Annotated in this window: 13 protein-coding genes; all 13 read right to left on the bottom strand. The window is 57.5% G+C overall.

Annotation, left to right across the window (positions count from 1 at the left end):
* Positions 1 to 46: 46 nt before the first annotated feature.
* A complete protein-coding gene (locus BXP70_RS09770; protein ID WP_086593882.1) occupies positions 47 to 1,393 on the bottom strand; it encodes a family 43 glycosylhydrolase in 1,347 nt (448 codons plus the stop codon).
* A 51-nt stretch (positions 1,394 to 1,444) separates the two neighbouring features.
* Positions 1,445 to 3,034: a glycoside hydrolase family 43 protein gene (locus BXP70_RS09765; protein WP_086593881.1), complete on the bottom strand. Its 1,590-nt coding sequence runs from the start codon at positions 3,032 to 3,034 to the stop codon at positions 1,445 to 1,447.
* A 30-nt stretch (positions 3,035 to 3,064) separates the two neighbouring features.
* Positions 3,065 to 4,375, bottom strand: coding sequence for a glycosyl hydrolase family 8 (locus tag BXP70_RS09760; RefSeq protein WP_086593880.1), 1,311 nt, complete (start codon positions 4,373 to 4,375; stop codon positions 3,065 to 3,067).
* Between the two features lie 56 nt (positions 4,376 to 4,431).
* Positions 4,432 to 7,320 carry a glycosyl hydrolase 115 family protein gene (locus BXP70_RS09755; RefSeq protein ID WP_086593879.1) on the bottom strand — a complete coding sequence of 963 codons (2,889 nt, stop codon included), beginning with the start codon at positions 7,318 to 7,320 and terminating at the stop codon, positions 4,432 to 4,434.
* A 14-nt stretch (positions 7,321 to 7,334) separates the two neighbouring features.
* A complete protein-coding gene (locus BXP70_RS09750) occupies positions 7,335 to 8,414 on the bottom strand; it encodes a glycoside hydrolase family 43 protein (RefSeq protein ID WP_218779771.1) in 1,080 nt (359 codons plus the stop codon).
* 109 nt (positions 8,415 to 8,523) lie between these two features.
* Positions 8,524 to 10,452, bottom strand: a complete 1,929-nt coding sequence (locus BXP70_RS09745; RefSeq protein ID WP_086593877.1) for a glycoside hydrolase family 97 protein — start codon at positions 10,450 to 10,452, stop codon at positions 8,524 to 8,526.
* Positions 10,453 to 10,509: 57 nt separating this feature from the next.
* Positions 10,510 to 12,462 carry an alpha-L-arabinofuranosidase C-terminal domain-containing protein gene (locus BXP70_RS09740; protein ID WP_086593876.1) on the bottom strand — a complete coding sequence of 651 codons (1,953 nt, stop codon included), beginning with the start codon at positions 12,460 to 12,462 and terminating at the stop codon, positions 10,510 to 10,512.
* A 110-nt stretch (positions 12,463 to 12,572) separates the two neighbouring features.
* Positions 12,573 to 14,255, bottom strand: coding sequence for a glycoside hydrolase family 43 protein (locus tag BXP70_RS09735; protein ID WP_086593875.1), 1,683 nt, complete (start codon positions 14,253 to 14,255; stop codon positions 12,573 to 12,575).
* Between the two features lie 127 nt (positions 14,256 to 14,382).
* Positions 14,383 to 16,722, bottom strand: coding sequence for a glycoside hydrolase family 127 protein (locus BXP70_RS09730; protein ID WP_218779770.1), 2,340 nt, complete (start codon positions 16,720 to 16,722; stop codon positions 14,383 to 14,385).
* 29 nt (positions 16,723 to 16,751) lie between these two features.
* On the bottom strand, positions 16,752 to 17,033 hold the full coding sequence (locus BXP70_RS31025) for a hypothetical protein (protein ID WP_179197645.1): 282 nt from the start codon (positions 17,031 to 17,033) through the stop codon (positions 16,752 to 16,754).
* 334 nt (positions 17,034 to 17,367) lie between these two features.
* On the bottom strand, positions 17,368 to 17,619 hold the full coding sequence (locus tag BXP70_RS09725) for a hypothetical protein (protein ID WP_086593873.1): 252 nt from the start codon (positions 17,617 to 17,619) through the stop codon (positions 17,368 to 17,370).
* A 425-nt stretch (positions 17,620 to 18,044) separates the two neighbouring features.
* On the bottom strand, positions 18,045 to 20,003 hold the full coding sequence (locus BXP70_RS09720; RefSeq protein WP_086593872.1) for a RagB/SusD family nutrient uptake outer membrane protein: 1,959 nt from the start codon (positions 20,001 to 20,003) through the stop codon (positions 18,045 to 18,047).
* Between the two features lie 11 nt (positions 20,004 to 20,014).
* Positions 20,015 to 23,143, bottom strand: a complete 3,129-nt coding sequence (locus BXP70_RS09715; RefSeq protein WP_086593871.1) for a SusC/RagA family TonB-linked outer membrane protein — start codon at positions 23,141 to 23,143, stop codon at positions 20,015 to 20,017.
* Positions 23,144 to 24,181: the final 1,038 nt, after the last annotated feature.

Below are 24,181 nucleotides of genomic sequence, written 5' to 3'. Positions count from 1 at the left end.
GGGTGGGAAAATCAGATGATTGGCAAGCAAAGGGCTCCTACCCCGCTTACTCGAACTTGACCCAGTCAATTTCAACAGGGCTATTCGTTTTGGAGGAAACGACCAGTGTATGCGTACCGGGCTTAAAGGCTGACAAAGGCGCTTTTACCTCCTGCCACTGGCTGCCCTTCGGCACGGTTACCTGGGCCAGCACCGGGCCGGTGGCGCCATCTGCCCGCAGCTGCACCGTGGCGCCGGCCGCGGCCATCGTGCGAAGCGTCACGGTCTTGAGCGCCTGTTTGCCGAAGGCTACCCCGTTGTATTGCACCCAGCCCTGGTTGTTGGCAAACACGGTTTTCCAGCCCTGAAACTTGTTCGCAGTATCCAGAAAAGCGATGGTTGCGCCGCTGCTGCTCAGGCGGCTGTAGCGGTCGAGCTGAATTTTCTGCTTGGCGTCGGTCAGGCCCACGCCGCGCAGGGTGGGCACCACTTTCCGGATGGCGCCATCGGGCTCAAAAAACAGGCTATCGACGCGGACAGACCGGTTTTTGTCGAAGTTGGGCGACAAGTCGTTGTGGTGGTAAAACAAGTACCACTGGTTCTTAAAGTCCAGCAGGGAATGGTGGTTGGTCCAACAACCCGTCGGCGACTCGTCCATAATTACGCCCTTCACCGTGAACGGACCTAGGGGACTGGTGCTGGTGGCGTATTCGAGGCGCTCGGTTTTGTTCTCGACGTGCGGGTACGTCAGGTAATAAATCCCTTTGCGCTCAAATAGATACGGGCCTTCCTTCAACCCTTTGGTGGGCAGTTCGCCCAGCGTCTTGGGCTCGGAAGCTAGCTCCAACATGTTTTCCTTCAGCTTGGCCCCGTAGATGTTGCCCTGCGACCAGTACAGATAGGCCTGCCCGTCCTTGTCGATGAACACGTTGGGGTCGATGCCACGCACGCCCTTGATGGGCAGCGGCTGCGGCACAAACGGGCCGGTGGGCTTGTCGGACACGGCTACCCCCACCGTAAAGCCCTTGCTGATGGTCGTATCGCGGGGGGTAGTCGGGAAGTAGAAGTAGTACTTGCCGTTGCGGTACATGCAGTCGGGCGCCCACATGCTGTAGCTGTCGGGCTTCACCCACGGCACTTTGTTCTGGGTCACAATCACGCCGTGGTCGGTCCACTCGGTGAGGTTGGCGGAGGAAAACACGTGGTAGTCTTCCATCACAAACCAGCCCGCTCGCCCGTGCCCGGGCGTAGCCTTAATATCGTGCGACGGGTACACGTACACCCGGCCATTAAACACCCGCGCCGTGGGGTCGGCCGTGAATTGATTGGTAATAAACGGGTTCTGCGCTTGAGCAGCGCCGCCCATTAGGCAGGCTAGCCCAGCCAGAACATAAGGCAGTCTATGATTCAGCATGAGGGGTAGGAATTTCGGATAGGTTTAGGAGTTTAGAAGACTGTCATGCACTTACTTAGCCCCGGTAGTCTTGTCTACAATGCGGAAGTAATCGAAATCAGCGTAACCGCAGGGGTTTTTGGTGGCGTAGTTGAACAGCCCAAATCGATAGCCCATAAAGTGGGGCAGCGTGTACGCCATCTTGAGCGGCCCGCCGATGGCTTTCCACGTTTTGCCATCGAGGCTGTAGAAGAAAGTCGCCACGTCTTTACGCTCCGTAAAGTCACATTCCGCCTTAAAATAGACGGTGGACTGCGTCAGGGGTAGGCGTTGCAGCTCCACGGGTTTCTCTGATTCTGCGCTAATCATGACGATGGATTTGGCGCCGTTGCGGTAGTCAACCCCCACTAGGCCGTAGCGCTTTTGCAAGAGGGCTAGGCCCGCAAAATCACCGTCTTTGAGGTGCGATACATCCAGCGCTGTAGTGCCAGCGCTAGTTGGCCCGATGGTGCGCTGGGTCAAGGTGTTGCGGGCTAGCAGGAAAGTGGTGTCTACCCGGTCGGTTTTGAGGCGCAGGTAGCCGGGTCGGTCGGTGAGCGACCACAGGGAGTTTTCGGGATTGTGGTTCCACTGCCATACCAGCGGCAGGGCGGGCTCACCCTTGCGTCGGGCAAACTCATCCGACGCTACTATGCCCGGAATTAGGCCCTTGCTGGGGGGTAGGGCCAACGTTTGGGGCACCTTGCCGGCGGTGCCCAGCACCGGCCAGCCCTCGGTCCACGTCACGGGCACTAGGTACGGAATGCGGCCCACGGCCCCATAGTCGCGGAACAGGTAGGAAAACCACCGACCATCGGGCGTGTCGATGAGGCCGCCCTGCGCTACCCCTAGGTCTTGCAGCGCTACGTGGCCTTCGTAAGGCCCAGTGAGTTTGTCGGCCCGGTGCACCACCACGGTGCGCATGCCGCCCTTCGGCCACGTGATGTTGAAGAGGTAGTACTTGCCCTTGATTTTGAACAGCTGCGAGCCTTCGGCGGGCAGGCCGAGGTTAGGACCGGCTGGGGCACTCGCATTTTCGATTAGCACTTGCTCCGTGGCGCCGGGTTTCACGCCAGAGGCGTCGGCCGTGAGCTCTATCAGGCGCAGCTTGCCGGCACCAAATACCAGATACACGCGGCCATCGTCGTCAAAAAACAAGGAATGGTCGTGGTAGCTCGGCTTGAACGACACGACTTTCCAAGGCCCTTTCTCGATGTTCTTGGTGGAATAGATGTACGTTTTGCCCGTCGTTTGGGCGAAGGTCGAGACGTAGTACGTGCCTTGGTGAAACCGCAAGCTGCTCGCCCACGAGCCGCGGCCGTAGGTGCTCTTGCCGTTGCGAAGCGTTAGCTCATCCTGGCTCCCCAGCGTATCGGAGGCGTAACTAACCAAGTGCCAGTTCACCAAGTCCTTCGACTTCATGATGGGCACGCCCGGCGCCATATGCATGCTCGTGCTGCTCATGTAATAGGTATCCCCCACCCGAATTATCGACAAATCCGGCACGTCGGCGAAAATGATGGGGTTTTGCGCCTGCTTCACCTGCGCCAGTAGCGGCGAGGTAACGGCAGAGACAAGGGCCAGGCCGGCAAGTAAGACGCTCTGCTTCAGTAAGTACTTCATGGATAAGGAAAAACCAGTGCAAAGGTGGGATTAGGGTTGCGCGGGCTTGATAGCCTGGTACTTGCCGCTCAAGTGCATCAGGCTGAACAGGTACAGTAGGCCGTCGTAGTAGGGGTCGAAGTAGCCATCTTCGTAGGGCGCTAGCTTGGCGTTCCAGAGGGCGTGCACGAAGGCTAGGTTCTGGTCTTGGTGCATGAGCGAGGCCGCCGCGCTGGTGGCTACCAGCCCCAGCGAATGCCGCAGCTTCTTGACGTCGCCGGCCGGCAGAATAAACTCGGGCCGCGAGCCGTCCACGTTAAATTGGTCCTCAAACGTGTTCAGGCCCTTGCCGCGCAGAAACCCTTGAAACCGCCGCGCATACTGTTCCTGCCAAGCTTTGTCCTTGCCAAACCACACGTAGTCCATGGCAATGTTCATGGGCACCCGCCACGAATCGTAGCGGAAAGCCGGCGGCGCCCACTTGGTAGCGTGGGGCTTGCCGCTGAACTCGGTGTAGTCGTAGTTGAGGCCGGTGGGCGCGGCGCACGCGCGGTGCAGAAACGCCCGCGACGTATCGGCGCAGGTCCGGTAAAACTGCTCGTGCCCGTCCTTGGCGTAGGTGGCCCACACCTCCAGAAAAGCCGGCAGGTGGTACGAGGGGTCAGTCCAGTTATAGCCGTCGCCCACTGGCACGAAGGTTATCTGCTTGTGTTCGGTATTCAGCAAGTTGCGCACACCGCCAGTGCCGTCTTTTTTCCAAGAGGCATCCAGGATGCGGCGGGCCTCCTTATAGTAATTAATGCCAGTAGCGTTACCCCAGCGGTTGGCCGCAAACAGCAGGCTCGTAACGAAATACAGCTCCCCATCTGAAGCGGGCCCCTCCGAATTGAGCTTCATTGTAGTGGTGCTGAAACTCCAGGCGAAGTAGCCTTCCAGCGGCCCGCTTTGATGCTGCAAGTTCTTCTTCGACCAGCGCCAGAGGCGGTCAAACACCTGCTTCTTGTTGAGCTGCACGGCCACCATCATCCCGTACGACATGCCTTCGGTGCGCGCGTCGTGGTTTTTTACGTCCGACACGTAAGCCATCGAGTCGCCTACCTCGAAGTACACTTTATTGGGGCCTTCAAACACGTCGTGGTAGGCCTGCGTTACCTTCTGGTCAATAGCGACTTGGCTATAGCCAGCTTCCCGCAGCAAGCTAGGGTACTTGCCCGTGTAAAAAGCGCCTTTTTGCGTAGTGGGCGCCGGTTTGGGTTTAGGCGCGCGCTGGGCAGTTGCGCTACCTAGGCCGGCCCATAGTATCCCTCCCCCACAGGCTAGCAGCCGGCCCGTTCGAAGGAAAAAAGTGCGGTAGGAATTCATATGAAAGAGGAGTGGATAAGAATGAGATGGTTCTAGCGAGCGGCCAGCGGAGGCGCCTATTGGGCGCGGTAGCTCTCGGGCGGACCTAGGTAGCTGGGGCGTAGGCCACCGGCATCAATCACCAGCTTTTGCAGCACCACGCCGGGCGTGATGACCCAGTACCGCAGGGTGTGCGCGCCTTTAGTAGCCAACTGGTGCGTAGTCTGATTGAGGTTGATGTTGTCCTTCATGGCCTTTTCCGAGTTGTCGTTGACCCAGGACTCGCCCGGCTTTTTGGCACTGACATTCACGAGTTGGGGCGCCTCGTCGTCGAAGGCCACGGCGTAAGTGAGGCCCCCAGCGTTGTTGAAATCAATGGTCGGGGCCACGTAAGCCAGCAGATTTACCGGGCCGGCTTCGGGCAGATACACCTGGTACTCAAGATGGGGCGCGGCGGCTGTGGCCTGCTGCCGCCCGGCGGTGGTGGGCAGCAGCGCCACGCCCGTGGTGGTGCGCCCGTAGTGGTCGAGCACCTGCCAAGAAGTAGTGCCAGGGTGCACGGCCCGCGCGTAGTGGGCGGCGTCGATGGAAACGTAGCCATCGCCCGCCACGTAGCCAACGCTCTGCATCTGCTTTGCCGTTAGGCTGTTATCCACCGGCACTTGCACCGTGAGGCGCTGGCCAGCGGGCCCGGTGAGCGTGAGGGGCACCTGCTGGCGGCCAGTGGGCGCCTGGCTCCAATCTACCGATACCCAGAGGCGCTCTTGCTGCGCCACCTGGCCGCTGGGCTTGTCGATTTTCAGCCACGGCACCGGGCTGGTGGCGGTGTAGGCAAACGTGCCCTGCCCACGATTGAACACCTCTAGGTAGTGCGGCTGGCGCTGCCAGCCCGTGAGCTGGGGCAGTACGGCCGGGGCAGTGGCCTGGGGCCACCAGTCGGCGCTTCCCTCCACGGCCACGGCCATTTCGGGGCTAGCGGGTAGCGCCACGCTCAAGGTTTTAGGAAGGTCGTCGTGGTGGTCGGGGCCGCGCCAACTGTGGTAAAACACGTGGGGTTGGTCCATCATGTGGTCCCACTTGCCGCTGGCCAGGGTGTGGTTGTACTGGTACGAGAGCAGCGAATCCTGCACGTAGCGCTGCTTTACCTCGGCGGCCTGGGAGGCGGTGGCGGCGCGGCCTTGGGCGGCGTACCACTTGTTTTTGGCCAACGCCAAGTGTAGGTCGAGCAGGTTGGTGAGGGCCTGAATGGGGTACTGCACGAGCTGGAAGTACGCATCCTGGCTAGCAGCCGGCACCTGGGCTTGCACGCGCAGCGCCTCGTCGCGCAGGGCGTGGTAGCGGGCAGTCAGCTGCTCAAACTCCTGGTAATTGGTTAGGCTAAACGTGTTGGATGACAGCAGCTCGGGCTTGCGGATGCCGTTGTAGTCGCTATAAGTGGTGAGCAGGTCGCCAATCGGCTGGGCGAGCCCCGGGCCAAACTGGCGGCTGGCCCACTGGCGGGCATAGGCGGGCAGCTTCTCGGCCGGCAGCTGGCTAGGGTCCCAGGCGTACTCGAAGTAGAAGCTAATGGGGAACTCCATCGGCTTGAGGTCGCCCACGTTCATAATCCAGATGCGGTCTACGCCGTGCGTGTAGGCTTGGCGCAACTGCTCCCACACCTTAGCTAGCTGGTTGGTATTTATCCATTTATAGCTCCAGGGACCGCCGTTGAAATCGTAGTGGTAGTAGAGGCCGTAGCCCCCGCTGCGCTTGGGGGCGTCGGGGCGGGGTAGGCGCCGGATGTTGCCATAGTTGTCGTCGCAGAGCAGCAGGGTCACGTCGTCGGGCACGCGCATACCTTGGTCGTAGTACTGCTGCACCTCGGTATAGAGGGCCCAGAGCTGCGGAATCTGGGTAGCGGGCTTGCCGGTCACCTCAGTCAGAATCTGGCGCTGGTCGTGCACAATGCTTTCCAGCAGCTTGATGTTGGTGCTAGCCGACATCGGCACGTCGCCGTCGCCGCGCATGCCCATGGTCACCAGGATTTCCTTGGTGCCCATGTTCTTAATGCCCTGGCGCCAAAATTCTTGTAGGGCCGGCGCGTTGGTTTCGTAGTTCCAGGGGCCCTTGCCGTAGCGCTCCCACTCCTTCTGGGCGCGGTCCATGGGCTCGTGGTGCGAGGTGCCCATCACGATGCCATACTCATCGGCCTTCACTGGGTTGAGCTTATCGTCGTCGTTGAAGGCGTTGCCCCACATAGCGGGCCACAAGTAGTTGCCCCGCAACCGCAAAATCAGCTCAAACATGTGCTCGTACACCTGGTGGTTGGCCCCGCCGAATTTGGCCTTGGCCCAGCCCGAAAACGCCGGCGCCTCATCGTTGATGAAGATGCCCCGGTACTTCACCGCTGGCTCGTGGATGAGGTAGCGCCCGGGCCGCGCGTAAAGGGCCGCGTGGTGGGCCACCGGCACATCGGCCCACCAGTACCAGGGCGACACGCCCGCCTGCTTCGACAGCTCATAAATGCCGTAGATGGTACCGCGCCGGTCGCTGCCCGCTATCACCAGGGCCTGCTTCACGCCCGGCAGCGGGTTTAGCACCACCTGCGTCACCGAGGCTTCCCACTTGCCGCGCACCCCACTCACATCTAGTTTCTTAGCCCGAATAAGGGCATCCACCACTGGATTGTGGCCAATAGTGCCAATGATAACCACGGCCGACCCTTTGGCCAGGGCCGGTTTTTGGAGCAGGGCCGGCTGCTGGCCCGTCACGCTGCCTAGGTCGTGCTGCAAGTCGGCTGCAGCGCGCAATACGCCTTTGTCGTCGGTGGGGCTCACCAGTAGAGGCAGGGATTTTCCGCTCGCCGCAAGGGGCAAATAAGTGGCTTTAGGTTCAAACGATACATAGCCTTGCGCGCGAGCCGTCAAGCTACCTAGGGCTAGCAGCAGCGCCAACGCAGGCTTTACTCGGCTTAAGGAATTATTCATTATCAAAAACTTAACTAATATTTTACCGTTTGCGGCGTCGAGGTAGGGCCGTCGATGGCGAAAATGCCGTTGCGGAAGTGCAGGGGCTCAATGCCCAGTTGGGGCACCTTCTGCCAGTCGGCCAGGGGCGTGATGCGCTGGTCGAAAAAGTAGTGGCAGGAGCTCCATAACTGCCCGTCGGGGCCCTCAAAAATGGCGTTGTGGCCAGTTTCCTGGTACGGGTCGGGCGTGTCGGCAAACTGGAGGTCGGCGTAGCCGCCCCCGCGGGCCATCTCGGCACGGTATTCTCGCTTGCGGGTACCAAAAATTGGTTCGGGCGCAGCTAGCTCCCACGGCCCCAGCGGGCTTTGGGAGCGCAGCAATCCTACCTCGTAGCCGCGCGTCCAGGTCGAGAAAAACATGAAGTAGGTGCCGGCGCGCTTCAGCACGAATGGCCCCTCAATGCCGCCCACCATCCAGCCGGGATTGTTGGCATCTTTGGCACCCCGGAACTGCTGAATCTTGCCCACCAGCTTGCCGGTATTCAAGTCTATCTTGGCCTGCCACAAGCCGTTGCCGCTACAGTAGAGGTAGGTTTGGCCGTCCTCGTCCTCAAACAAGGTGGCGTCGTTGTTGTACTGCGGGGTCAGGGGGCCGTTCACCAGCTTGTAAGGGCCAGTCACTTTGTCGCTGGAAAACAGCCAGATGCTGTGCGTGCGCATGCCCTTAGGGTCTTGGGCCGTCACCTGGCCGCTGTTCACCGTCAGCCAGTATTTGTTTTTGATATAGTGGATTTCGGGGGCCCAAAAACGGCCGTTGTACGGGCAGTCGGCAGACAGCTTTTTGCCGTCAATCAGCCAGGAATGCTGCCGCCAGTGAATCAGGTCGTCCGACACCAGCAGGCGCACGCCAGGGTTGTGCCCCGACCACACCGGCATCGACGTACCCGTGCAAAACCACTGCTTGCCGACCTTGATAATGAAATGGTCGCGCATGGAAATGGCCGTGTCGCGGGTGATGGGGTTGGTGTAGCTAAACGTGTGCTGGCCCGCCGCCAGGGGCGCAGCCCCTACCCCCTCGGCCCGCGCAAAGTCGACGTGGGGCCGCGGCTGCACGCAGGTGGTGAGCCCGCCTACCGCGAATAAGATACCAGCACAACAAGAAGCTAACCGCAACATCACTAACATATTAAAGCTATATCCTCAAAGACAGCCTAGCGAGGACCTAGGGCTGCACCACGAAGCCGCCCCGCGCGGGCAACGTCACGCTGACGGTGTTGCCCGCCACGGCCCGCGTGCTGAAGCTGCGGTTGGTATCCCCGTCGGTGATGAGCGTGCCGTTTTTCAACCCTAGTTTTCCTAGGTCCACTTGAATCGTTTTGGGCGCGTCGGTGGCGTTGATGCCGGCCACGTACCACCCGCCGCCGGGCGCTTGGCGGGCCAGCACCGCGTACTCGCCGGGGAAGCCGTCCACCAGCTTCACGTCGGCCCAGCGCGGGGGTAGCTTTTTCACAAAGTCTTGCACGTAGGCCGGCTGCGCGGCCATGCCCTCGGGCACCTCGGCGTAGTGCTGAATACCCGATTGAAACACCACCGATAAGGCCAGTTCAAACGCATTAGACGTGCGGCGCTCCTTCCCGCGAATCTCTGAAAAGGCCATCGGCGTGAAGTCCATCGGGCCCACCGCGTTGCGGGTGAAGGGCAGCGTAGCGCAGTGGGTCGGCTCCTGGTCGGTGTTGCGCTGGTCGAAGGTCAGGAACTCGAAGCCCTTCACGGCTTCCATCGTCATCAGGTTGGGGTAGGTGCGGTTCCAGCCCCTAGGGAGGGTAGCGCCGTGGAAGTTCACCAGCAGGCCAGCCTGGGCGGCATCCGTCAGGATGTCCTGGTAGTAATTCATAAACGACTGCCCATCGCCGCCGAAGAAGTCAATTTTCACGCCCGCTATGCCCATTTGCCTGATGCGGGCAAACTCTTTGCGCCGGCTTTCGGCTTCAAAAAGCACGTTTGTGGGCGTTTGCGGGGCCTGGTTCCAGTGGCCGTTTGAATTGTACCACACCAGCAGGCCCACGTTTTTGGAGCGCGCATACTGGGCTAGCTCCTGCGTTTTGTCGTAGCCTATCTGCTTGTCCCACAAGGCATCGACCAGGCAGTAGCGCCAGCCCATGGTGGCCGAGTAGTCGATGAAGCGGCGCTGCACATCGTAGGTGGTGTTCTGGTCGCCGAGCAGCACCCACGACCACGACGATTTGCCGGGCGCGTCGGTGAGCAGTGGCGTTTTGGCGGGCGCGCTTAGGTCCGTTGTCAGCGTTGACTCCACGATGGGCGCCAGCGAATTACCTACCACCACTACGCGCCAGGGCGTGCTCCACGGCAGGCGGCTTTCGGGTAGCAGGGCCGCGTCGGGCGTCGTTTTTTCGGGTGGCTGCGGGAAGGCCACCGCGTACTCGGCATCGGGCGACTCGTGGGCCAGGTGGGTGCCGGCATAGGTGCGGCCCATGCCGGCCTCTGTCAGCAGCACCCAGTGCCCGTTGGTCTGAAACAAGGCCGGAAATGACCACCCCTGCCCGATGGTAGACGGGGTGCCCGCCGCGATGCCGCGCTGATAATTCTCCTCGTAGCTAGGCTGCGTGTTAGCAAAGCCAGTCTGCGCTTTGGCGTGCGGGTGCAGCCAGCCCTTGGCCCCGGCCGGCAAGTGAAACGTGGTGCTCTCGGCCGTGATGCGCTGCACCTCCTGGCTCGGGCCTTCCAGCACGTACTGAAACGCTACCCCATCGTTCGACACCTGAAACACCACGCTGAGCTGCGGCGTCCCGGCCGCCCCCACAAAGTGCAGCACGCGCCGATTGGCCCGGTAGCGGCAGTTGGCCCGCTTGTCGGTAGCCAGCTGGTAGTCGTCGGCCACGGCGGTTTGTTTGTCGGCTTTCGTCAGTTTGAGGCCCTGCGTGAGGTCGGCGCTGGCGAGGCGCAGACCTAGGTGCGAGGGCCGCAGCAGCTCGGCCTGGCGGTAGCGCACGGCGTAAGTGGGTTGCCCCTGAGCAGTAACATCTACTGTCACCAGCACGGCCCCGTCGGGACTGCTGATAAGAACGGGCCCCGCGGCCTGAGCAGTAGCGGCCGCCAACATAGCCGCGCCAACAAGAAAAGAGAAAAGCATAGTCAAGTAGGTAAACAAGGAAAGTGCGGCACTACGTCCACACACTAAAGGCAGGCGCTACCGCCGACCTGGAACCCGAAGCACGGTGAGTGAGTATGGCGCGGCGGTGTAGGTGAAGCGCTTGGCCGCTTTGTAGGCAGTGGCCTTTGGCATCACCGTTCGCGGACTAGTAAAGGTGTTGGTGGCGTCCTTCGGCCCTGTCAGAACCGTGCGAGCGGCGGCGGTTTTCAGTCCGGCAAAGCGTGTCAAGTCAATGCTGAAAAGCTGGGGGGTAGCCACTGTATTCACCAGCTTCAGGATGATGTCGCCGGACTTAGCGTCGCGCACGCACGATGCCGCCACGGTGGTGTCGGCGGTGGCGCCCGTAGGCAACGTTACCACGCCAGCGTGGTAGGTGTCGCCCTGGTTTTGGCCGAAGAGCTGCTGCACCTGGTAGTTAACGGAAGGGGCTACGGTGGTATTGGTGAAGTAAATAAGGTCGGTTTTCCACTGCGTGTGCCCTTCTTTGGCCAACAGGGGGGCGTAAGAGGCTAGCTGAACTACATCGCCGTTGCGCTCCAGCGCCGTCATGTAGGCGGCCTCGGCCAGGGCGTGGTACAGCGTGTTGCCCCAAGAGGCATATTCGCCCACGTACACCTTGGCCTTGCTCCGGTCGTAGCGGTCGTAGCGCTTGTTGTTGGTCATAAACCAGCGGGGCGTTTCGTAGTAGTGCTCGTCGACCATCGGCACGTTCAGCTGGTTGGCAAAGGCCCAACCCTGATCGTAGTCCTCCCCTTTCGGACCTGGCCCGACAGTACCAATGATGGTGATTTCGGGATGCTGGCGGCGCATGGCGTCATAAAGCAGTTTGAACCGCTCCCGAAACTCGGGTGTCTGCTTGTCTTCGTTGCCGATGCCGATGTAGGTGAGGCCAAAGGGTTTGGGATGGCCCGCGGCGGCCCGCTTAGCACCCCAGGGCGAACTGACTGGGCCATTGGCGTACTCCACTAGGTCTAGCACGTCTTGCGTGTAGGCCTGCATGTCAGCTATAGGCACGCACTGCTGGCCGGTGCCCCCGATCTTCCAAGTACCGCCCGAGTTCTGGCAGCTCACGCCCGCGGCCACCACCGGCAGCGGCTTGGCCCCGATGTCTTCGCAGAACTGGAAGTACTCGAAGTACCCGAGGCCCGCCGTTTGGTGGTAATTCCAGATGTTGCGCTGGCCCTTCCGCTGCTCCACGGGGCCCACGGTTTTCTTCCAGTCGTAGAGGTTGTCCAGGCCATCGCCGTGGGCTAGGCAGCCCCCCGGAAACCGGATAAACTTCGGATGGAGGTCAGCAATGGTCTGGGCCAAATCGGCGCGCAAGCCGTTGGGTCGGTTGCGAAACGTTTTTTGCGGAAACAACGACAGCATGTCCAGGTCCACTACCCCCTTGCCAGTGGCTAATACCGCTAGGCTAGCGGCGGCTTCTGTAGCGCTGGGGGCCAGCGTAGCGCGGAGCTGCTGCCACTCGCCAGCCTGAGCCGACAAGGTGGTTTCGGCCAGCACCGCACCTTTCGGGTCGCGCAATTGCACCAGCAATGGCACGGCCGCCGACGATTTCAGCCGCGCCCACACCGAAAAGTCGTACTTCTCTCCCGCCTTCAACGGAATACCATCGAACCCCACGTTTCGGAGCCCTGCTCCCTTCTGAAACGGCGTTTCTACCCGCAGCTGCACGTAGTGCGGATTGTCAGCGTGCAAGGGCGCCGCGCTTTCCACCGACAGGCTGCCCGTGGCGAAGCCCTCCCGCAGAAACTCCCAGCTGGTGAGCGGGTTCCAGCCGTCGTGGTCGCCGGGAGCGTACTCAAAGGAGCGGTTCTGCACCAGCTCGGCGTAGAGTCCCCCATCGGCCGCGTAGTTGATGTCTTCAAAGAAAATACCAAACAAATCGGGGCTGATGGGCTTGCCGCCGGCCGCAGTTTGGGCTACCACGGGGGTTGCCAGGGCCACAGTCGCCGCTAGGGCCAGTAGGCGTGTAAGCTTTTTCATAGCTGATGAAGGAGTGCTTTATCCCCCGCCGTAGCCGGCGGGATATAAAGCAGCACATAGGGTAGGAAAAGGCGAAAAACGGGTGCGCCGTGCCGCGAGCGGCTAGGGTCCTACTTCTTATACATGGGATCGTTGCCCTCGTACTTGAGCCATTTGAAAGCGGCCGTGTTAGTAGTAGGCTGGCCCGAGGACGTGGCATACATGCCGAACAAGCAGCCAATGAAGCCGCCCGCAACCTGCGTGCTCAGGAACTTGCCATCGACCTTGTCTTTGAGAACCGTCCACGTCTTGCCATTCTCCGAGAAGCCGAAGTTGTAGGCATCGCCCTGCGCCTGAATGCGCAGCTGCACGCTACCCGCGGCCGACTTGAGCGGCGCCTGCGCCAGCAGTTCTGGCTGCTTGGCATCGGCGGTGCTTTTGAATAGCTGCAGCAGCGGCTTGCCATTGTCCACCGACTTGCAGAGGTAATAGAAGTGCTTCTCGTCTTGGAAGATGACCAAACCTGCCTTTTCGTTAGCCGCTTTCGGGACGAACGTCAGCTCCGTTTCGGCGGTGCAGTACATGTGCTGCTGTCGCTTGCCGATGAAGGCCGGGTTGCTGGTTTCGGCCACCGTCTCGGGCTTCAGCTTTAGGGTGAGCCCTTTGGCTTTGCTCAATGAAAAGTTGGTGCTATCGACCGTGCGCAGAAACAGCAAGGCCGGGTCGAGCTGCTTTTCAAAGGTGAGCGTGTAGCGGAAGTTGCCGCTCTGGGGCCGGGCGCCGGGTTGCTTCACCTCGGGGAAGTTGGCCTTGTAGGCGTACTGCACGCCGTTAGGGCCAGGCACTGTTACAGGCCACTCGTCCTTCCACTCCACGGGCACGATAAACGTCTCGCGGCCCGTATTATAGTAGTTACCCTCGTAAGGCCGCACGGCCAGGAAAATGGCGTAGGTCTTGCCATCTGGGCCTTCCACAAACTGCGCGTGGCCGGCCGAGGTGATGGGGTCTTTGCGGTCCTTGGGCAACTCGCGCTGCGAAAGAATGGGGTTCTTCTCGTAGGGAACAAACGGACCTAGGGGTTCCTTGCTGCGGAACACTACCTCCGTATGGTTGACCGATGTGCCACCTTCAGCCGCGTAGAGGTAGTACCAGTTGCCCCGCTTCATCAAATGCGGGCCCTCAATCCAGACGGGCTTCTTACTGATGTCTACCCCCCCGTTCACCACGATTTTGGCTTCACCCACGGTTTGCAACGTCTGCGGGTTTAGCTCGATCATCTTGATAGAGCGGTGGCCGTCGTAAAGCGGGGTGCCGGGCGGGTCGCTGTTGTAGATAACGTAGGCCTTGTCGCCCTCAAAGTACAGCGAGGGGTCAATGCCCCGTACCTCGGGCAAGAAAGTGGGGTCGCTCCAGGGCCCAGCGGGATTTTTGGCTGTCACCACGAAGTTGCCTTTATGGTCGATGAGCGTGCAGGTGACATAGTAGGTACCGTTGTGATACTCAATGGCTGGCGCGAACAAGCCCCGCGTCATCCGGTCACCGAGGAAGTTCATCTGCGAAGGCCGACTAATGACGTTGCCGACTTGCTTCCAGTTCTTGAGGTCCCGGCTGTGCATCACGGGGATGCCGGGGAAGTAGGAAAAGGTGGAGTTGACCAGGTAATAATCCGGCCCTACTTTCACAATGCTAGGGTCAGGATAGAAGCCGGTCATGATGGGATTGACCAGCTCAATTGATTGTGCAAATAGCCCGGTGGTTTGCAGCAGCAAAGCAGCTGCGGCTGCTATCTGTACTCTCAAGTGCTTACTTTTCATGCTACTGGAATGAAGGTACTTTGATAAATGTGATTTGATTTTTTAAGCTTGCCAGCGCTAGCAGTAAGTTGCCGCAAACCCAACCTAGCTTGGTTATGTGGCGACCTAGCCTCACACGATTGGCGGCCTACTGGAGCAGGCGCACGTCGTACACGCTACCCGCCGTAGAGGATGCTTCCGCTATGAACTTCACAGTTAGCTCCGTTGGCGCAGTGGGTTTGCGAAGTGCTTCCGGCAGCACATAATCCACGTCGTAGAAGTCACCCTGCGGATTGCCCTCCAGCCGTACTTTGGCCAGTGGCAGCCCATTTACCAAAATGCTGAACTGCCGGTTCTTGTCGCCGCTCGCGTACGTTATCCGCAGCGTGCGGGCGGCCCGCTTGGGGTTGCGCAGGTTGTAGCTAAACCAACCGGTAGCGTGCCGCCAGTGCCGGTTGCGGAAGGTGCCCGTTTCGGTTTGCTCACCCTGGAAGCCGTGGTCCGACTCCGGCTGTTGTTCGCCGGGAGTTACCTGGTCTATGGTTCGAGCTTCGAGCGCCCGCTTTTCCTCGTCTTTGCGTCGCAGCTCTTCTTTGCGGGCTACCAAACCGGCTGGCGTCGTCACGGGCCAGTACAGCATGTAACGTGCGTCGTGAATCTGATAAAACGGCACCAACTGCACGTTGCGGTACTTGTCCGAGTCGATCAGGCTAGCGGCCGTGAAGGTGAGCGGCTGGCCTGCTACGGGCTTGATACCCTCAGCCACGTTCGGATTGGTCGACACGAGCACGGGGGCTTCTTCCACCGGATAGAGCCGGCCATTGGGAACGTGGGCCATGCGGGCGCCGTTGGCCCGTAAGCCCGTCAAATCAGTGGTGTCGGTGACGGCTGCCAGCACCACCGGGCCGTGCACAAACGACACCCAAGAAGAATGGTCCGGCAGGTATTCAGCCGTGGTAGTCATGGGCAGCGCCACGGTTACTACGTCGCCAGAGCGCCACTTGCGGTTCAGCGTGACGTAGCCCGGCGAGGTAGCGCTAGTAGTTACCGGCTGGCCGTTCACTTGCACCAGCAACTGGCCCGCAGGCACCCAGCGCGGCTGCCGAATGCTGAGGGCAAAAGTGCGGGGCTTTTTCAGGCTCAGCTTCAGCTGCGTACGCTCCTCCATAGGGAAAGTCGTTTGCTGAGCCAGGGTCAGCCCTTGTTCGGCCCAGGTGAGCGTGGAGGGGATGAACAGATTCACCAGCACTTCTTGCTGCCCGCGGTGCGCGTACACCAGCTCGCCGTATTTGCCGTGATTTTCTAGGCCCGAGCCCACGCAGCACCAGAAGCCTTCCTGGGGTTGCGAATACACGCGGTAGTGCCGGGGGCGCATGGGAGTGAAGTACACAAAGCCGCCCTGCCCCGGGTGTTGCGAGGAGAGAATGTGGTTGTAAGTCGCTCGCTCGTAGTAATCCAAGTACTTGGTCGAGCCGCTGGTCAGGTATAGTTCCTTGCTCAGCTTAAGCATGTTGTACGTGTTGCACGTCTCCGGCCCTTCTGTGCTTTCCAGCATGGAGGCAAAGCTAGTGGCCGGGTTGAAGTGCTCGCTCACGCTATTGCCCCCAATGGAAACCGTCCGGTTTTCCACCACCGTTTTCCAGAAAAAGGCCGCCGCTCCGCCCCAGGCTGGGTCACCGCCGGCTTCTGCTATCCGCTCAAAGCCAATCACCTTCGGAATTTGGGTGTTGGCGTGCATGCCGTTGAGCACGTCTTGGCCAGCCAGCAGGGGCTCCAGCACCGCCCGGTGCGAGAAGCGTTGGGCTAGCGTCAGGTACTTCCGCTCGCCGGTAATGCTGGACACGTCGGCAAATATCTCGTTTAGGCCGCCGTGCTCACTGCGCATCATGTCTTGCAGCTGCGCATCGGTGAGGTTGGCCGTTAGGTCCAAGAACCAGTCTGTCACCTTAACCAGCATGCCGCGGGCTTTCGCGTTGCCAGCTACCACGTAGGCGTCGCGCAGGCCCGCGTAGGTTTTGTGCAGGTTGTAGAGGGGCACCCACTTTTGGTTTAACCCGAAGCTGTTGGCCTTGATGTTGCCGGCTTTCACCTGCTCCCACATAGCAGGGCCACCTGGCACGCCACCTAGGTACCCGTTGCCGCTTTTTTGCTGGCAGATTTCCAGTTGGTCAATAAAGTATGTGAGCCGCTGGTGTACTTGCTCGTTCCCGGTTGCGGCGTACATATACGCCAGGGCCGAGAGATAGTGCCCACCCGTATGACCATCCAGCCCCGTGTTTTCCCAGTTGCCGTAGTTTTCGGCCTTGGGCGGCAAGCCCGCAGCAGCTAGGTAGGGCGCCAACAGCCGGTCGGGGTTAAGTGCCAACATATAGGCTAGGTCCGTCTGCTGGGCCTCCCGAAAGGGGCTATCTAGTAGGCGCACCGCCGACACAGGAAAGCTTTGCAGCCCCGTCGATTGACCCGAACTTAGTGCAGGAGCCAAACACATAACCCAAAGCAGAAATTTTTCTTTACGCATCAACATATTCTGAATGAAACACCTACTGAAGACCTAGCGCTGGTCATTATTGTCCTTGTCGTTTTTAGCCGCAGCACTCGCCGCCCTTTCCGGGGGGCTAGGGTGTTAAACTTTACGCCACCAGTGCCAACTACGAGCTTTTTCAACACTATACCAGGATCTATTAACCAGAATTTCAGCACATGCTTGCTAGGCTTGGTCAGTGTGTTGGGAAGCTTTACTAATAACGTTTTCTGCCACAGCTTGCTGCCAAGGTCGGTTGCCGTTGTCAGGCTTACCATTGGCGTGCAGACTTACCAGTTGAGCGGCCGCCTCATCAAGTGAACTAGCCTAACGCAAGCCGGTCGTGTTGGTGTACTCCAGCGTTGGGGCTAGGTAAGCTTGCACGGGTAGCAGGTCGCCCTTGGCTCCTTCTAAACGCTACGCTGGTAGCCATTTTGTAGGATAATGACCTGTTAACGAACATGGCAGGAATACCCCCTTTGAACAATAACCTTCCTGACTGACCTCCATTAGGTTCCCACGCCTAGTAGAAGGCCAGCCAGGTCGGTAACTACTGATCTTCCTCTAGGTTCCCACTCCTATTGAAAGCTCAGCAAAGTCGGTTGTTACTGTTTAGATGTACTGATTGATGGTTCCCTCCAACTGCTTCTGCTTGTCGCTCTTCTGCTCCGACTCGCCGTTGCTCAGGGCATAGATACCCAGGTCTTCCAGCGTGAGCTGACCGTCTTCGAAGGCCTTGCCTTGGCCGCTGTCGAACGAAGCATAGTGCTGCTGGCGAAACTGCTTGTAGGGCGCCTTCTTCAGGATGTCATTGGCCGCCACCAGCGTCCGAACGAAGGTGTCCATACCGTCAATGTGGGCCATGCCCGTGTTACACCCGGCGAACAGGCCAGAGTAGGGAAGGAGCTACTTTTTGGTAGAAGTCGCTCCATCCCTAACCTTCCTAGACTTACCGCAATGCTCTAGCACCTAGGGTCCTGCGTAACGCTACCGCTCAGTTGACCACTCGTACAGTCAATTTCCTGCTTCGGAACGGGGCGTAACACGTGAAATCGTTGGTCGCTCCTGGCCGCATCTGAGCCATAGCTCCCAGTGTTACTGAGAGTAAGCAATAGTTCTGACGCTACAAAGGCGGGCACGCACTTCTTCACATGCTCTATCAGCTTGCCGGTACATACTAGTGTGGTATGTACTTTCTGCCTAGTAGAAAATGTATTCAAGAAAAAGGAGTGAAAAGCGTGGCTGTTCAATAGGAGCAACCATATTTTTCACTCCTTTTCAGCATGCTATTAATAACCTGGGTTCTGATAAGCAGCTTTTACATCAGACGCTACATCCATTGCATCAAGCTGAGCCTGCGGAATGGGACGCAAGTAATGATACGGCTGAATGGTACGCGTTACGGTAGCAGGCGTATGGTCGCCGAAGTTGATGCCGCCAATACGGTAGGTACCAGCCAACTCATTCCACTTTTGGGTGCGCACCAGATCATACCAGCGGTAACCTTCACCATAGTATTCGCGCGAACGTTCTGCCAAGATGTAGTTGATATCTATCGTAGCCGGAGTGGCCGCCACCATAGCCGCGCTGTTATCCTGCACCTTAGCTACGTTGCCACTGTTGTCAAAGCGCCATTTGCCGGCCCGGGCCCGAATAACGTTAATCAATTCCCGTGCGCTTTTGCCTCCTTTGGTGGTTGCTCCTTTCACGGCTGCTTCGGCTGCTATAAAATATAGCTCAGAGAATTTGGCAATGTAGTACGGGCGCGTGCTGCCAGCATTGGGGGAACCTAAGCCCGTACCACTATCCGTACGGTACGGACCAAGCTTCCACAGACCTGGATATGTAATTCGGCTGATACCACTCGGGGAAATTACCCAATCCGCTCTGCCGGGCAGCACGCCTCCGCCTACGCCACTTGCGCCTGCTCCGCTAGGATAGGTAATGGCAGTAGCCGGTTCTGTGTTCAGGAACGTCAGGATGGCATCTCCCGGGTTTACTGGCAAATTGTTGGCATTAAGAGCAGTTGTTGGTTGCTCACCACCCGCTTTCGGCCAATTACCCCGGTATACGGTAGTAAAGGTGCCGTCGTAGCGCGAGTCGTTGGTTTTGTCGGCAAAGGTGGTCGTAATGGCGCCAATGGTAGGCGCCATACGTACCCAAGGACGGCCCAACGGCTGCACGGCTTCTCGCTGCACAGAAGAAAAAGCAGCATTTGGCTTACCTGTATATACCCCCGTGGTCCGGATGGCGGTATAGTTCCAGGTCAGCATCCAGCCGGCGAAGTTATCAGGGGCGCCGCCACTACCATTGCTCAAGTCACCTCCGTTATACAACTGGCTGGATTCGGTATGGTCAGCGTACAACATCGCTTCCGCGTTGCGGTCATTTGTACCCACGTTCACATCGTAGTACGTGGGCTGCAAGCGGTACTGCCCCGGATTGTCGATACCATCAGCTGCTATGTCATACGCCTTTTGATAATACCATTGGGCGTTGTGGCCATCAGGATCTGTGCGTTGAGCCTCTGGATAGGTCGGAATGTTATTCGGGTTTTCAAGCCACCAAGCATAGGTCAGGTAGGCTTTTGCCAGATACAAGCGGGCAAGTGTTTTGGTGACACCACCGATAACGCGCGGAGTCGCCGGCAAGTCGTTGATTGCGGTTAGCAGATCCGGGAAAACGGCTTTGGTATAGACCTCGGGTACCGTGTTGCGGGTAGAAGTTCTAATCGGGTTGGTGTTGAACTGCAGTTCTCCAGACCCCAAATCCAGCGGCACGCCCCCAAAGGTTTGGACCAACAAGAAGTAGTCGAAGGCCCGGAAGAACCGCGCTTCAGCAACCAAGGCCGGCGAAACGGTACCTACGGCAGAGGCATTTTTAATAACGCCATTAGCCGTATTGATGTTGGGGAACGCCCCGAACCACACTCTATCGGCGCGGCTGTTGTTGCCGTTAAGCGCCGCTCTGCCTGAGAGGTCTGCGGCCAGGAAGTTCTCGTCGGCACTTTGGCCGTAGGTTACTTCGTCTGTACCGGTTTCGGTGGTATTATAATAGTAAGCCTCTCCGTAGATGGAGCGCAGGTGAGCATACATAGATGTCAACCCTCCGTTAACACCTCTTTCGGTTTGAAAAAAGCCCGGCTCGTAAAAACTTCTGGGCTGTTCCTCCAGCAAATCTGAGCAGCCAGGCGCGGCCATCGAGATTACCGCTGCCCCAATTAAAAAGGTTATGTTAGAACGTTTCATGTCTGATTTCCTTAGAAGGTAAGGGTAAGGCCTGCGAGATACGTGCGGGTGGCCGGGGCATTAGTTCCCAGCGTCAGGATGCGGCTGAGGTTGGCGCCATATGCTACGGCCGCATTTTCGTTGCCGCGCGAGTTGGTTTCCGGATCCATGCCCGACTCTTTCTTATAAGGCGAGAAGAACACAAACGGGTTCTGGGCCGTCGCGTAAAGGCGCATTCTGCTCACGCCCTTATTTTTCAACCAGGTGATGTTGTCGAAATTATAGCCGAGTGTGATGGTGCGTATTTTCAGATAAGAAGCATCGAAGTACCCAAGCGTGCTGCCATACTTCGGATTGTCGCCGGTTCTGGGACCAGCTGGGTTAGGATATTTGGCATCCGTGTTAGTAGGAGTCCAGTAATCCACTTTCACGTTCCCACGACGACCGGTCAGCATGTTGAGATAGCCGGCCGAGCCGTAGATGGTGCTATTGAGCAAGCCGCCGTTTTGGAAGATACCTACCGTGCTCAAATCAAAGCCTTTATACGCCACCCGGGTATTGAATCCGCCCTGGAATTTGGGGTTGGTATCCAGAATTTGCCGGTCTGCTGCGCCAATGGCTCGGGTAGGGGTACCATCTGCATTGTAGTCGCCGGTGTATTTCACCTTAATCATGCCTACTTGGCCGCCGGGCTCCAGAATGCTCAGGTATGGGTCTCCTTCTTGCCAAAGCCCTGTTTTCTCGTAGTCAAAAACTACGTTGATCGGTTTTCCAACGAACCACCAGTTGTTTTCATCCCTGGGCTGGTTCCCCGCAAGCGACGTAATCTTGTTGCGGTTGGCATACATGTTAACGCCCGCTTCCCAAGTCCAGCCGTTGAGGTTGTTCAGGATTACCCCGTTCAATGAAAGCTCAATGCCTTTGTTCTGGGTAGCGCCAACGTTGGCCGTGTAGCTCCCTACGCCCGAAGTGGCTGGCAAGCCTACGCTGAGCAGCAGGTTTTCAGTTTTGGTGACATAATACTCGACCGTACCGGAAAGACGGTTATCTAGGACCGCGAAATCTACCCCGTAGTTCCACGTTTTCGAGTACTCCCAACCCAATTTCGGGTTAGGCAGTTCGCTCACATACAAGCCGGTCTGGTAGCCAGTCGGACCAAAATTGTAGGGACGGGTCGTTAACCGGCCTAGGGTAGCGTACGGGTTAACAGATTGGTTCGACGTAATGCCATAGCCAGCCCGAAACTTCAGCATGTTCACAGCCGAAACATCTTGCATGAACGATTCTTTGGCTACGTTCCAGCCTACCGACACAGCGGGGTAGGTATTCCATTGATAGCCCGGCGAGAGGCGCGAGGAGCCATCCGAACGGACCGTAGCTGACAGCAGGTACCGGTCGTCGTAGGAGTACATCACGCGGCCCATGTAAGACAACAGACCATATTTTGTATATCCTTGTTCGCCATTCTGAGTCGGTACGGTGATTTCGCCGGCGGCTAGTCCTAGGTTGTAGAACTGGAAGGCGTCAGAAGGAATATCCCGGGCATTAATCTGCGACCGGTTGAACACGTTATTGGAAGCCGAGTACAGGGCTATTGCATTTATATTATGCTTCCCGGCAAAAGTGCGGTCGTACGACAGGATGTTCTCAACGGTATAATCGGTCGTAACGGAGTTGTTAACCGAGCCCGTAGAAAGGTTATCCGGATTGTCAGAACCGATGCCCCGCCCGGTGTAAGAACCACCCTGGCTCTGCCGATAGTTTACGCCCAGATTGAGGCGATACTTCAACCCCTCTACTCCCGGAATTTTAAACTCTCCGAAGATGGAGTTGTAGCTGGCAAAGCTTCTTGATTGGCTTAACCATTTGTCCTTGTTAGCCTCTACGACATCTTTGTTATACACCCACTGATTATCCTGTACCATGCTGATAACTCTTTTCAAAGAGCCATCCGCGTTGTATGGATTGGCAATAGGTGTTGAAGCCAACGTGCCGTATATACCTACGTTGCCGCCTTCGGTTAAGCTATAGCTGTTGTTTGCCGTGAAGCCCACACGAACGTACTTGCCAACGCCTTGGTCGAGCGTTCCGCGCACGGAATAACGGGTGTACTGCTGGGTTGGAATGACACCTTCTTCCTGGTAATAACCCGCGTTGAAATTATAACGCCCGTTCTGCGTGCCGCCAGAGACCCCTACGTTCTGGTTGACCTGCATACCCGTTTTGTAGAGTTTATCCTGCCAATCGGTATTCACGTCAGGCGCCTCATCTAGGCCGTATTGAACAACGCCGGTGTTGAGGTTGGAGTACAGGCCTGCTGCTCGGCGAAGCTCAACAAACTCGGGCCCATTCATCATGGGGTATCGGGAGAAGAGTGTTTTCGCGCCAACGAACCCATCATACGTTATTTGCGGTTTCTGCCCTACTTTCCCGCCTTTAGTGGTTACCAACACAACGCCGTTCGCCCCACGCGACCCGTAAATAGCGGTGGCCGAGGCATCTTTCAGAATGTCAACACTCTGGATGTCGTTGGGGTTGATGTCGCCGATAGAGCCCGGAAAAGGAATGCCATCCAGTACGATCAGCGGATCATTACTGGCAGTGAGTGACCGTACCCCACGGATCCGAATCTGCGTGGCAGCGCCCGGCTGGGAGGAGGTTTGCGAAAATTGCACACCGGGTAACCGGCCTTGCAGAGCCTGTGAAATGTTAGCTGCGGGCACTTCGCGCAAGTTCTCGCCACTAATAGAAGCCACTGACCCGGTTACCGCTTCTGCTCGCTGCGTGCCATAACCTACGACCACTACTTCGTCCAGCGCCTTGGAATTGGTAGCCAGCTTGATGTTTATGCTAGCTCCGGAAACGACTACCTCTTGGCTTACAAAACCGATAGCACTGAATACCAGCGTGCTCCCAGTTGGGACCGACAACGTAAATTCTCCGGCACTATTGGTAGAAACCCCGTTGGTGGTACCTTTTTGTAGAACAGTGACGCCGGGCAGTCCTTCGCCACTGTCTGCGCCGACAACTTGGCCGGAAACTGTTTGTGTGGCTTGCGCCATTACCAGCGTGGGCGTTAGACCAAGCAAGGACAGGACTACTGCCCCGCGCGCTACTGGTTGCCCGAAACGTAGCATCGCAGCGTATAAAGGTGCTTTCATGATAGGTGGGAAATTGTTGGAAGAAAGAATTTATAAAAGCTAGTCACTCCCTGAGGAGCTGAGCTATCTTATCCGTAATCGATTGCGCAATCGATTGTGGTAGCATAAATTAAAAAAAGCGACTCATGCAACTGTAGAACTTGAACTCCGGGAGATAGGCAGCAACACTTTACTATAAACTAGGCCGACTGACATGCATCTTCATTCACGTTCTATAAGTAGGATAAAATCAATTCACACCCAAGAATATATCCTTGCCAATCTAGCCCTTGTACTACAAGTAGGACAGGTAGTATGGACGAGCAATGCAAGGGTTGTTATTACTATTCATATCATATGAAATAGCAGCCACTACTCTCTTATAGGCACCAGATCAACCTAAAAGGACTAGATGTACCCTGTGCTAAAGCTACCTGTGTAGTAATTCAAAGGTATTCGCTTTGTTAGCGCAGATATGCTTATATTCTTACAATAGATGTTCAACTGTTTTGCAGTAATTGATAAATAGAAAACATGCTTCCAAAGCAACTGAGAGCATATTTTGAACTATTGTGTTATCTTATTGTACATTTATTGTTCTCCACTTAATGCAAAAACAACACGAATTTGTATAGTTAGAAATGCACATTACATAAGATTCTACGCCAGCATCGCTTGCTTCAGCCATATCTTGTTGTGGCTATTCATTCGGTCAACAAGACTATCAGCATTAGGTATCCTATCTGCCTGTACTAAAGAGAGCCATCTTAACTGAAGGTGATTTGAGCTACAACAGCGTACCTACACAAAGCCTTGAGTAACTGATGATCAATCGATCAACTTAATTGGACTAATAACAGATAAGCCATATCGTAAAATCGCTCTCTACACAACACATTTCACTTCTCAGTGCTGATCAATTGATTTCAGCAGCGCAATCGTTTCCGCCGTCGTTTGCTAGTCTGAATAGGCGATAGGCAGCCTAACTCCTCTGGCTAGTAGGCGAATGTTATCTTTGTATAAGCTTTTATTGCAGTTGGCAGTGAGCAATAACGAACG

The sequence above is a fragment of the Hymenobacter crusticola genome, assembly GCF_002154225.1.
In the GTDB taxonomy this organism is placed as follows: Bacteria; Bacteroidota; Bacteroidia; order Cytophagales; family Hymenobacteraceae; genus Hymenobacter; species Hymenobacter crusticola.
Note: the sequence above shows the minus strand (reverse complement) of the source record. Positions and strands in the feature narration are given on the sequence as shown.